Consider the following 11,280-nt stretch of genomic DNA (forward strand, 5'->3'; position numbering starts at 1 on the left):
GCGCGCGAGAGGATCCGCGTCCCCGGTGGGTAACCAGGAGGGGGGCCGGCAACCGCCGTTACCCCGGCAATCCTCACATGTCCCGCATTGTCGGCACTTCGGCGGGGCATTGATCTTCCCGGCCGCACTTCCCGCCGGGACGCGAGACGTACGGCCGCGGAAGACACGTCAACTCGGTGCGTGGGCAGGGCACCGCAGCCTCAGGGGGTACGCCAATGGCCGCAAGGCCTCTCGTCGCACGGCAGCCGAACGAAAGGCTGCAGGCGCTCATCCAGGAAGCCGGATGCTCCAACGCCGGACTGGCCCGCAGGGTCAACATGTGCGGCGCCGAGCACGGCCTCGACCTGCGCTACGACAAGACGTCGGTGGCGCGCTGGCTGCGCGGGCAGCAGCCGCGGGGCCGGGCGCCGGCGATCATCGCGGAGGCACTGGGCCGCAAACTGGGCCGTACGGTCACGATCGACGAGATCGGCATGGCCAACGGCAAGAACCTCGCGTCGGGCGTCGGCCTCCAGTTCTCGCCGACGGTGCTGGGGGCCATCGAGCAGGTCTGCGAGCTGTGGCGCAGCGACGTGGGCCGGCGGGACTTCCTGTCCGGCTCCTCCATCGCCGCGTCCGCGCTGGTGGAGCCGAGCCGCGACTGGCTGATCTCGGCGCCCGACGGGCAGGTGGCGCGCTCCACCGGGCCGCGCGTGGGACAGTCCGACGTGGCGGCCGTACGGTCCATGACGCAGGCGCTGGTGGACCTGGACCACCAGTACGGCAGCGGGCACGTGCGCCCGGTCGTGGTCCACTACCTCAACAGCGTCGTCTCGGGACTGCTGGCGGGCTCGTACCGCGAGGCCGTGGGACGCGACCTGTTCGCGGCGGTCGCGCGGCTGACCGAACTCGCCGGGTACATGGCCGTCGACACCGGGCAGCCGGGCCTCGCCCAGCGCTACTACATCCAGGCGCTGCGGCTGGCGCAGGCGGCCGGGGACCGCGGGTACGGCGGGTACGTGCTCGCCGCCTCCATGAGCCACCTGGCCGCACAGCTCGGAAACCCGCGTGAGATCGCGCAGTTGGCACGCGCGGCGCAGGAGGGCGCGCGGGGGCGCGTGACACCCCGCGCGGAGGCGATGTTCCACGCGGCCGAGGCGCGCGGGCACGCGCTGATGGGCGACGCGTACGCCGCGCAGACGGCGGCGGGGCGCGCGGTGAGCGCCATGGAGGCCGTCGATCCGGCCTCGGACGACGACCCGGTGTGGATCGCGCACTTCGACGAGGCCTACCTGGCCGACGAGTTGGCGCACTGCCACCGGGACCTCGGCCAGGCGGACGCCGCCGCGCGGTGCGCCCGCCAGGCGCTGGAGGGGCATCCGGTGTCACGGGCGCGGCGGCGGGCGATCGGCCATGTGCTGCTGGCCACCGCGCAGGTGCAGCAGCGCGAGATCGAACAGGCCTGCAGTACGGGCCTGAAGGCGGTGGAGCTGCTGGGAGGCCTCCGCTCCAACCGGGGCGCCGAGTACCTGGAGGACCTCCAACAGCGCCTCGAGCCGTACCGGGAGGAGTCGGTGGTCAGGGAGTTCGGGGCGCGCATGGAGCTCCGGACGGCGGCGTGACACCCGGGACGTGACGGGCGGGGACGAGGAGGTGAGGCGATCGGCGCGGTGACCCGGTGCTGTTACCGCGCTCACAGGGCAGGAGGTCAGGGCCCGTGCTGCGTGGCACCGGGATCCGGGGACCCGGTAGCGTGAGCCGACGATTCACAAGGTCCCCCATTGGTAGGAGTCCCGGTGACGCAGAGTGGACAGGGCGAGGAGCCCTCGGCGCGCCCCGCGCGCGAAGGCATCGTGCTGCCCTCCGACGGTGGTGAACCCCTGCTGCCGGGCATGACGACCGGACCGGTCGCCCCCGGCGGCGGTGCGGACGGCCGGAACTCCGGCGGGTTCCCCGCCTCGGCCCCGCCCGGCGGCCAGACCTGGGGCACGCCCTGGGGGCCGGGGCAGCAGGGCCCGGCCCCGCTGCCCGGCCAGGACCGGCAGCTCCCGTCCGACGGCGGGTGGGGCGCCCCGGAGCCGTCCCCGTGGGGCGCGCAGCACCCGCCCGCCCCGGCCCACGGCGGCGGCCCCGGCCCGCTGCCGCCCGAGGACGCGCAAACCCACGGCGGCCACCCCCCGTACGGCGCGAACGGCCCGCAGCCGGGCGCCGGATACGGCGGGAGCGCCCCGTCCGGCCCGCACGGAAACGTTCCGCACGGCGGTGCCGCTCCGTACGCCGCCGGAGCCCCGCTGCCACCCGCGCACGCGGACTCCTACGGCGCCCCCGCCCAGAACGGCTACGGCACCCCCCAGTACCCGCCGGCCGCCGCGCCGGACGGGGTGGAAGGGGTCACCCAGTACATGCCACCGGTGTCCGCCGCCGACGAGGGGGCGACGCAGTTCATACCCCCGGTGTCCGCCGACGAGGGGGCGACGCAGTTCATACCGCCGGTGTCCGCCGGCGAAGGGGCGACGCAGTTCATACCCCCGGTGGGCCCGGGCGCGCTGCCGCCCGAGCTGCCCGCCCACGGCTCCGGGGCGGGCGGATACCCGGGCGTGCCCCCGCAGGGCGCGCCCGGCGCGGGACACCTGCCGCCCGCCGGCGGCCCCGACGCCGAGGCCACCCAGTACATCGCCCCCGTCACCGACCAGCCCTACGGCACCCCGTCGCCCGGTGACGGCGACCGGCAGCCGCCCGCCGAGTTCGACAACCTCTTCCGCGACGACGCCGCCGGACCGGCCGGATCCACCCAGCAGTTCCCGCGCGTCGACCACGGTCCTGCCACCCGCACCGCGCCCGGCGGCCCGGCCGGCCCCGGCGCCCCGACCGGCGGCCGGGGCGGGCGCGGCGGCGGCCGTACCGGCTCACGCGTGCCGCTCATCGCGGCGATCGGCGTCGGTATCGCCGTCCTCGGTGTCGGCGCGGGCGCGCTGCTCGGCAGCCCGGGCGGCGACGACGACGGCGACGACCAGCCCGTCTCCGCGACGGCGCCCGCGAGCGTGGAGGCCTCCGCCTCCCCCGCCGCCGACCCGGCCCGTGAGCAGGCCGTCGAGCTGGACAAGCTGCTGGCCGACAGCGGCGACAGCCGCACCACCGTGATCAACGCGGTCGCCGATGTGAGGGCCTGCCGCGACCTCGACCGGGCGGCCGAGGACCTGCGGGAGGCGGCCGGACAGCGCAACCAGCTGGTGACCGACCTCGCCGGCCTGTCCGTGGACGAGCTGCCCGAACACCAGGCGCTGACCACCGCGCTCACCAAGGCGTGGAAGGCGTCGGCGTCGGCCGACAACCACTACGCCGCCTGGGCCGACCAGACCGCCGGCAAGAAGGGCTGCAAGAAGGGCCAGGCCCGTTCCACCGGCCAGACCCAGGCGGGCAACCAGGCCAGCGGCACCGCGACCACCGAGAAGAAGAAGGCCGCCGCGCTGTGGAACGCGATCGCCAGGCAGTACGGCCTGACCGAGCGCCAGCCGACCCAGCTGTGACCGGACACCGCTGACCCGTGGTTCCGCCCGGCCCCGGGCGGAACCACGGGTCAGCCCAGGTCCGCGCCCCGCAGCGTCTTCGTCACGTCGGTGAAGCCCTTGCGGGCCGCGACCAGCCGGCCGTCCCGGACCACCTGCAGGGTCACGTTCGCGTTGACCAGGCGGGGGAAACCGACGGCGGCGAGCTCGTCCTGGAAGCCCCACCGCAGGGTGGGGGTGAGCCCGCCCGTGGTGACCTTCAGCCCGTCGTCCAGCGCCTCGCTCACGGTGTCGGCGCTCACCTCGCCGTCCCCCAGCTCCTCGACGACCTGCTTGAACACGGTGTAGGCGATCCAGGTGGTCTGCACCCCGGCGTCCGCGGCGTCGATCCGGTTGTCGCCGAACGCCTCCGCCTTGATCACCTTCTTCATCGGGTCCCAGCTCGGATCGCTCGCCGCCGGGTACCAGCCGGTGACGTACGACCCCTCGTACGGCCCCGACGCCCCGCCGGACGCGTTGATCGTCGACTGGTCGACGCTGCCCAGCACGGTCGCGGTGCGCACCTCGGGGTAGTCGGCGCGGGCCCGCCGGAAGGAGTCCATGAAGGTGCCCGTGCTGTCGCCGAGGGCGGGCACCACACAGCCCTGCTCGGCCGTGTCCGTGGCGGTGCGCTCCAGGGCCTGCCGCGCCTGGCTCCCGTACGAGGTGGCGTCCTCCTCCGCCCGCTGGTCACCGGAGCGCGTGTGCCCGCCCGCCTCCAGGCCCGAGTCGAGCAGCGGGGGCAGCTGGTCGCCCGTGATGGTGTCGGGCCGGATCAAGGTGACCGGCCCGCAGGTGTCGGCCAGGGTGCGGCCGAGACCGGCCAGCAGCGCCGGCTGGCCGCCGTTGACGGGATAGGACAGCGGGCTGGTGAACTCGTTGGTGGTGATGCCGTAACCGCCGATGTACGGGATTCCGGCGCCCTCCAGGGTGGGCATGAACGAGTCGGCGTGCTGGCTGTAGGAGCCGACGACCGCGACGGCCTTCTCCTGCACCGCGCGCCGGGCGCACCGCGCCGCGGCCACGGTGTCATTCTTGTCGTTGCAGGTCAGCACGTTGAGTCGACGGCCGTTGATACCGCCCTGGGAGTTGATCCAGCGGGCGTACGCTTCGGCGAACGCGGGCATCCCGGGCTTGTTGGTGGCCGGGGTGTCCTGGGGCGCCCACGTCATCACGGTGAGGGGGCCGTCGTCCCCGGAGTTCCCCGCGACACCGGGGACGATCCCGCACCCGGCGGCGAGCGACGCGCACACCACCAGCACGCCCGTGGTCAGGGCGCCGGCTCTGGCGGGCCGGTGGAGGAGGCGGGGGAGGACAATGCTGCGGATGCGTCGCCTGCCGGTCATGCTCACGCACGATTCCGCCACACGACCAACCCCGGAGTGACCCTTGGTCAACGGACGGTGACACGGAGGTGAATTACGGGGTCCCGTATGACCCGTGCGGCGCGAAAACGTACGATCGACGATCGTGCAAGGTTCGGAGAACTCTTCCCGTCGCGGCCGTCGCTCCTTCACCATGGGCGGCATGCCACTCAACGACATGCCGTGGTGGCGCTGGCGCAGCAATGTGCGCTCCGCGCTGCACATGCTCTCCGATCCCGCCTTCCAGCGGGACGTCTGGCTGGCCGGGGTCGAAGGCTACGGCGACGTCACCGACGCCGTCTACCGGCTGGTCGAGGACACCTGGCTGGACAACTGGTCCGCCGAGAAGTACGTCGGCACCATCTTCCGCGACTCGCAGGAGGCGGCGCTCGTCGACACCGCGGTGCTGCGCGTCCTGCGGATCATGCACCAGGTCGGCCCGGACGCGCCGGTGACCGCCTACCTCGAGCACGAGGGCTGGCCGGAGGCGGTGCGGGCCGCGCGGGACGCGCACGTGCGGATGGCGGCGAGCGACGGCGACGACCCCGACGCGACGCCGAGCACCCTCGAGGTGCTGCGGATCCTGACGCGGTCCGCGTAGCGGAACGGCCGGCCGGGCGCGGGTTCGCGTGTGGGACCCTTTTCCGTATGAGCGAGCAGTCCACCCGAGCCGCGGCCCCGGCCGACCAGTACGTCCTCACCCTGTCCTGCCCCGACAAGCAGGGCATCGTGCACGCCGTGTCGAGCTACCTGTTCATGACCGGCTGCAACATCGAGGACAGCCAGCAGTTCGGCGACCACGACACGGGACTGTTCTTCATGCGCGTCCACTTCTCGGCGGACGCCCCCGTGACCCTGGAGAAGCTGCGGGCGAGCTTCGCGGCGATCGGCGACTCCTTCCACATGGAGTGGCAGATCAACCGGGCCGACGAGAAGATGCGCATCCTGCTCATGGTCAGCAGGTTCGGGCACTGCCTGAACGACCTGCTGTTCCGGGCGAGGACCGGGGCGCTGCCCGTGGAGATAGCCGGAGTGGTGTCCAATCACACCGATTTCGCCGAACTGGTGGCTTCGTACGACGTCCCCTTCCACCACATCCCGGTGCCGAAGGACGGCAAGCCGGAGGCCGAGGCCAGGCTGCTGGAGATCGTGCGCGAGGACGAGGTCGAGCTCGTCGTCCTCGCCCGCTACATGCAGGTGCTCTCGGACGACCTGTGCAAGCAGCTCTCCGGGCGGATCATCAACATCCACCACTCCTTCCTGCCGAGCTTCAAGGGCGCGAAGCCGTACCACCAGGCGCACGCGCGGGGCGTGAAGCTCATCGGCGCCACGGCGCACTACGTCACCGCCGACCTCGACGAGGGGCCGATCATCGAGCAGGAGGTCGAGCGGGTGGGGCACGACGTCACCCCCGAGGGGCTCGTCGCGATCGGCCGGGACGTGGAGTGCCAGGCGCTGGCGCGGGCGGTGAAGTGGCACGCGGAGCGGAGGATTCTCCTGAACGGGCGGAGGACGGTCGTTTTCGCCTGAGCGCTCGGGGGGGGGTCCGGCTCGGTGGCGACCGCGGGTGGTCTGTGGCTGATCGCGCGGTTCCCCGCGCCCCTACAGGTACGTCCACTGTGCGTACCCATAGGGGCGCGGGGAACTGCGCGGAACCTCCCATGCACCCGCGCTCACCGGCGAGACGGAACCCGCCCCTACATCCGGCTCATGCTCGCCGCCGCGAACAGGACGTCCTTGATGGCGTCACGGTCCCCGACCTGCCCCGCCGCGGCCTCCCGCGGAGACACGTGTCCCGCGGCGAGCCGGCAGAACTCCGCGCCGTCCAGCGCGACGTGCGCCACCTCGTGTTCCGCGGAGCCCTTCGCCGCGGGGGAGTCCAGCGGGATCAGCCACTCGCCTCCGCCGGACCCCTCGATCTCCAGCCGCAGACTGCGCCCCGGTTCCCCGGCGGCGACCAGGTGCCGCTCCACGGGGGAGGCCAGCCCGTGCTGCCGGCGGTGCTCGAGGACGGCCGGCAGCATCCGCGCGGCCAGGTCGACGATGCGGTGCAGATGCCGCCCGGAGGGCGGGTCGTACGGGTAGTCCACCGCCTCGGCGATGTCCTCCGCGTGCACCCAGCACTCGAAGGCCCGGTCCAGCATCGCGTCGTGCAGCGGCAGTTCGTAGTCGCCGTACGACACCGGCAGCCGTCCGGTGCCGCCGCCCGTGAAGGAGACCGTCCGCACGAGGGCGTGGCTCTGGTCCCGCCAGGGCGCCCGCACGGAACGGGTGGGCGGGAAGCGGGAGGCCCGCCAGTACGCCTCGGTGCGGTCCGACGGGACGGGCCGGACGGCCGTGGCGTCGCCGAGCGGGTCGCGGAGGCCGAGGGCCACCGAGACCAGTCCGTCGACCGCCAGCAGATGCGCGATGACCCCGGCGACGGTGGTGCGGCGGCTGCTCGCCTCGTCGGACTCGTACCAGCGCAGCCGCACCGGCGCGTGCCACTCGGAGTCGCCGAAGTCCTGGAGCAGCGCGTCCAGCCGCGCGGTCTCGGTGTCGTACGGGGCGGCCCACTCCGGCACGGGGACGCGGGGCGGGCGACGCTCCAGGCAGGCCTCCAGGACACGGGTGCGCAGGCCGGGGTCCGGGTCCAGGCTCTCGGGCCGCTGGAGCAGGCCGACCGCCGCGCGCAGCCGCAGCGCCTCGTCCGCGCAGGGTCCGCAGGTGCCGAGGTGCTCCTCGACGGCGGACGCCTCCGCCCGCGAGCAGGCGGCCAGTGCCCAGGCACCCAGCAGCGACTTCAGCACGTGGTGTTCCAGCACGGGCGGTCCGGCGTCCTTCTCCTGGTCGTCGTACGCCTCGGGCCGGCCGGTCCGGTGCCCGCTCACGCGGCACCCCCGATGCCGGGCGGTGCGCTCGGGGCGCCGGCGTCGTGCGCGGTGGCCAGCAGTTGCAGGCCGAGGCGGAGCCGGCGGCGGGCCTCGTCGTCGGTGACGCCCAGGTCGGCGGCGGTCTGGCGGTAGTTCCTGCGCTGGAAGTAGGCCAGCTCCAGGGCGGCCCGCAGGGGCGCCGGCAGGGACTGGACGATGTAGTCGGCGCGGGCCGCCACCGAGGCGTCCCGCACCGTGCGCTCCAGGTCCTCGGCGGTGCCGGGGCCGCCGCGGGCGAGGGCCGCGGTCCTCGTGGTGCGCAGCCGCCGCACGGCCAGCCGGCTGGTCAGCGCGGCGAGCCAGGTGCGCAGGGGTTCCTGCGCGGGGTCGTAGGAATCCGGGTGCTCCCAGATGTGGGCGAAGACGTCGCGGGTGACGGCGTCGGCGTGTTCGTCGCCGACGACGCGGTGGGCGAGGCCGTGCACGAGCGAGGCGAACCGGTCGTAGAGCTCGCTGAGGGCGGCCGCCTCCCCGTGCGCGAGGCGCTGCTGCATCCTGCGGTCCCAGTGGGGCGGTACGTCCGTTTTCGGCATGCGGCCCCTCACCCCCTGTTCCTCCCCGGTCCCGGGTTGGTCGGTGCCCGGGTCCGGCGCGTGGCCGGTGACTCCCAGAATGTAATCGGCACGCAGGAGGGCGCACGCCCCTTTACCGCAATGTGCGCCACCGGAAGAGCCGCAGGTGGTAAGGGGCCGCCCGCCCACGTCGGACGCCGTCCGGGGCGCACCTACCCACCTCCGCGCCGATCGGAACCGATCGAATCGGAACGAAAGTGATTGGAACAAGCCCTTTTTGTTCGGCGCCTGTTTCTCGGCTCGCGTTTCAGGGAACGGCCGGTGGGCAGCCGCGCTGCAAGGAAGCGTAGGGACTGCTTCCGTTTCGGCGAGCGAGGGGCGTGGTGGTGACCTTCAACGTGACCGGCGAGGAGCACGGCGGGTGGGCCGTGCTCCGGGTGTCGGGCGAGCTGGACCTGGTGACGTCCCCGGTGCTGCGCCAGCGGGTGCACGACGTGGTGGCCGAGGGCCGGCACCGCCTCGTCCTCGACCTCTCCGAGGTGTGGTTCTGCGACTCCAGCGGGGTCGGCGTGCTCATCGCCTCCCGCCGGCTGCTCCGCTCCTGCCGGGGCAGCCTGCGGCTGATCCTCCCCGCGCGGGGGGCCGCCGACGGCAGCCACGTCAACAAGGTGCTCGGCGCCCTCGGGGTCCGCAGGCTCTTCGAGATCCACCCGGACGTCCCCTCCGCGGTCGACGAGGACGCCCGCCCGCTGTCGGCGTGACGCCGTGTGCGGGTGCTCACGCGTGTCACACGCGTGTCCCGTTGTTCCCCCGGTCTTGGTCCGGACGTCGTTTTCCGGCTCCCCGGCGGCCCTCCACCACGTACGCTCCCAGCGAGACGACCCACTGACCTAAGGCGGCCTGAGAGACATGGTCACCAGCGAGTACGAGCGCAGGATCGCGGCCCGCTTCGCGGGCTTCGACCAGGACGGCAACGGCTACATCGACCGCGAGGACTTCAGCGGAGCGGCCAAGGCGCTGCTCGCCGAGTTCGCCGTCGCGGCCCGCTCCGACCGGGGCCAGGCCCTGTACATCGGTGCCGAGGCGTTCTGGCAGGGCATGGCGGGGATCGCGGACCGCGACGGCGACCAGCGCATCACGCGCGAGGAGTTCGTGCACGGCGCGGTCAAGCGCCTGCGGGACAATCCGGACCGGTTCGCCGAGATCGCCCGGCCCTTCCTGCACGCGGCGCTCGCCGTCGCAGACACCGACGGCGACGGCGCGGCCACCGTCGAGGACGCCGCGCGGGTCATCGAGGTGCTCGGCGTCCCCGGGGACCTCGCCCGCACGGCCGCCGCCGCGCTGGACTCCGACGGCGACGGCAGGATCGGCGAGGAGGAGATCGTCCACTCCTTCGCCCGCTACTTCACCGTCCCCGAGTAGCCCCAGCGCAACGCCCCCCCCGCGCGAAGGTGCGGGACGCCACCCCGCGCGGAGGCGTGGCACGCCCCCGCGCGGATGTCACGGATCGTGGCATTTTCATGATCACGGAGGGTCGATACCGGCTCGTGTCCCGTGCCGCTCCCGTCACGGCCCGGAGTCGGACGTCCGCTCCGGTACCTTGTGTGGGATGCGAGTGGTCCCGGGCACGCACCGCGCCGGAGTCGCCCCCGGGGCGGCCCCGTACCGGCCGACGCCTGCGGCTTTCCGTCGGGTGGCCAGGGGGAACGCCGTTTCCCGTTCGACTCCCCGCGGCGAGCGTCGCACAGTATGCCGCACGTGTACTCCTTCGCGCTGGAATATGCCCGAAGCGCTTGTTGGGGTGACTGTACGTCAACCATGCTGTCTCGCAGGGGAATCACGTTCCGTGACCCCTGTCCCGGCCGTTGTTCTGGCCATGCAGGAAATGGCTACGATCGTGGCCCTCGTGAGGCGCGAGTCCAAGTGTCCGCCGGTTCGGATGGTGTGAGCGGTGCATGTGCTTCAAGTGCAGCTGGAGATCCGGCCCGACCCCGCTGAGGTGGGACGGGCCCGGAGATGGGCCCGCTCTCGGCTGGCCGGTTCGGGCATAGAGGCCGACGAACCACTCGCCGAGACCCTGATCCTGCTCGTCTCGGAGCTCGTCACCAACGCCGTGGTGCACACCGGCCGTCCGGCCGTGCTGCGGCTCTCCCTGCCGGGGACGGACACCGAGGAGGCCACCGTCCGCCTGGAGGTGACCGACCGCAGCGACCGGGCGCCGGTGCCGCGCTGTGTGGACGGCGAGGCGACGGGCGGACGCGGGCTCGCCCTCGTGGACGGGCTGGCCGACCGCTGGGGCTGGAGCGCCGAGGGGGCCGGCAAGCGGATCTGGTGCGAACTGGACCGCTGCGCGCAGGCCTCCGGCGGGACGTCGGCGTGCGGCGGACTGGCGTACAAGGCCGTGTGAGGACGTCGCGGTGGAGCCCGGTGTGCCGGGCTGTGCGTCGGGTCGTACCGCGGGGTGGGTGCGGGACGACCGGAGCCGGTCGTGCCCCCGCGGCGGAACCGCATGCCGGCGCGGCCCCGCCGCGTTCCCGCACGCGCGGCCGTCCGCGTCCTTCCGGGGGGCATGGATGCACGGTGGGTCGGCCGGGTTGACGGGCGTGTGACGCGGTGCGCCGGGTGTGCTTCCGTGCGCGGTCTCGGCGAACAGGGCATATGCCGCAACCGAACCATTGTCACCCGAACCGGTATTGACGCGCCGTGACCGTTTGATCACGCTGTTCTTCAGCGATTCGCCGCGAGGGGACGGCGAGGGCTCGACGACGGGAGCCCTCGACGAGCGTGGGTCGTGATCCGGCGTCGGTTCCCCAGGGGCGAGGGGGGCCCGGGGAGGGAGCGCCGGAGCCGAAGAGCGGTGGGGGGCGGGCGGGGGGGGGGGGGGCCGCGCCCCCCCCCCCCCCGCGGCGGGGACACCCCGGTCCCCCCCCGCCCCGGGGGGGCGCCCCCCCACCCCCCCCCCCGCGCG

The 11,280-nt window shown here is 73.7% G+C and carries 10 protein-coding genes; 7 read left to right on the forward strand and 3 right to left on the reverse strand.

Annotated features, from left to right (window positions below; all coding sequences use genetic code 11):
- The first annotated feature begins 215 nt into the window (after positions 1–215).
- Positions 216–1,601 carry a transcriptional regulator gene (locus ACH5AO_RS30845; protein WP_398930365.1) on the forward strand — a complete coding sequence of 462 codons (1,386 nt, stop codon included), beginning with the start codon at positions 216–218 and terminating at the stop codon, positions 1,599–1,601.
- Between the two features lie 174 nt (positions 1,602–1,775).
- A complete protein-coding gene (locus ACH5AO_RS30850) occupies positions 1,776–3,506 on the forward strand; it encodes a hypothetical protein (RefSeq protein WP_398930367.1) in 1,731 nt (576 codons plus the stop codon).
- Between the two features lie 50 nt (positions 3,507–3,556).
- On the opposite strand, the gene ACH5AO_RS30855 is transcribed toward ACH5AO_RS30850, so the two are convergent.
- Positions 3,557–4,870: an ABC transporter substrate-binding protein gene (locus tag ACH5AO_RS30855; protein ID WP_398930369.1), complete on the reverse strand. Its 1,314-nt coding sequence runs from the start codon at positions 4,868–4,870 to the stop codon at positions 3,557–3,559.
- Positions 4,871–5,042: 172 nt separating this feature from the next.
- Between ACH5AO_RS30855 and ACH5AO_RS30860 the strand changes: the two genes are divergently transcribed.
- Together ACH5AO_RS30860 and purU are read left to right on the forward strand one after the other, a co-directional pair.
- Positions 5,043–5,489, forward strand: coding sequence for a hypothetical protein (locus tag ACH5AO_RS30860; RefSeq protein WP_398930390.1), 447 nt, complete (start codon positions 5,043–5,045; stop codon positions 5,487–5,489).
- A 47-nt stretch (positions 5,490–5,536) separates the two neighbouring features.
- Entirely contained in the window at positions 5,537–6,418 is an 882-nt protein-coding gene (purU, locus tag ACH5AO_RS30865) for a formyltetrahydrofolate deformylase (protein ID WP_398930371.1), read from the forward strand.
- A 167-nt stretch (positions 6,419–6,585) separates the two neighbouring features.
- On the opposite strand, the gene ACH5AO_RS30870 is transcribed toward purU, so the two are convergent.
- Together ACH5AO_RS30870 and ACH5AO_RS30875 are read right to left on the reverse strand one after the other, a co-directional pair.
- Positions 6,586–7,758 carry a maleylpyruvate isomerase N-terminal domain-containing protein gene (locus ACH5AO_RS30870; RefSeq protein WP_398930373.1) on the reverse strand — a complete coding sequence of 391 codons (1,173 nt, stop codon included), beginning with the start codon at positions 7,756–7,758 and terminating at the stop codon, positions 6,586–6,588.
- Positions 7,755–8,333: an RNA polymerase sigma factor gene (locus ACH5AO_RS30875; protein WP_398930374.1), complete on the reverse strand. Its 579-nt coding sequence runs from the start codon at positions 8,331–8,333 to the stop codon at positions 7,755–7,757. Before ACH5AO_RS30875 ends, ACH5AO_RS30870 begins: the two co-directional genes overlap by 4 nt.
- Positions 8,334–8,692: 359 nt before the next feature.
- On the opposite strand from ACH5AO_RS30875, the gene ACH5AO_RS30880 reads away from it, so the two are divergent.
- From ACH5AO_RS30880 to ACH5AO_RS30890, 3 genes are all read left to right on the forward strand, one after another.
- Complete coding sequence (locus tag ACH5AO_RS30880) at positions 8,693–9,073, forward strand: STAS domain-containing protein (RefSeq protein WP_398930376.1); 381 nt, start codon at positions 8,693–8,695, stop codon at positions 9,071–9,073.
- Positions 9,074–9,221: 148 nt separating this feature from the next.
- Positions 9,222–9,734, forward strand: a complete 513-nt coding sequence (locus ACH5AO_RS30885) for an EF-hand domain-containing protein (protein ID WP_398930378.1) — start codon at positions 9,222–9,224, stop codon at positions 9,732–9,734.
- A gap of 544 nt (positions 9,735–10,278) precedes the next feature.
- Positions 10,279–10,719 carry an ATP-binding protein gene (locus ACH5AO_RS30890; protein WP_398930392.1) on the forward strand — a complete coding sequence of 147 codons (441 nt, stop codon included), beginning with the start codon at positions 10,279–10,281 and terminating at the stop codon, positions 10,717–10,719.
- Positions 10,720–11,280: the final 561 nt, after the last annotated feature.

Origin of the sequence: Streptomyces sp. NPDC018964 (genome assembly GCF_044390325.1) — a bacterium.
Lineage (GTDB): Bacteria > Actinomycetota > Actinomycetes > Streptomycetales > Streptomycetaceae > Streptomyces.

Excerpts from the sequence above, each read along its gene's own strand:
- ACH5AO_RS30845 (WP_398930365.1), top strand. The coding sequence starts at position 216 with ATGGCCGCAAGGCCTCTCGTCGCACGGCAGCCGAACGAAAGGCTGCAG.
- ACH5AO_RS30855 (WP_398930369.1), bottom strand. The coding sequence starts at position 4,870 with ATGACCGGCAGGCGACGCATCCGCAGCATTGTCCTCCCCCGCCTCCTC.
- ACH5AO_RS30860 (WP_398930390.1), top strand. The coding sequence starts at position 5,043 with ATGGGCGGCATGCCACTCAACGACATGCCGTGGTGGCGCTGGCGCAGC.
- purU (WP_398930371.1), top strand. The coding sequence starts at position 5,537 with ATGAGCGAGCAGTCCACCCGAGCCGCGGCCCCGGCCGACCAGTACGTC.
- ACH5AO_RS30875 (WP_398930374.1), bottom strand. The coding sequence starts at position 8,333 with ATGCCGAAAACGGACGTACCGCCCCACTGGGACCGCAGGATGCAGCAG.
- ACH5AO_RS30885 (WP_398930378.1), top strand. The coding sequence starts at position 9,222 with ATGGTCACCAGCGAGTACGAGCGCAGGATCGCGGCCCGCTTCGCGGGC.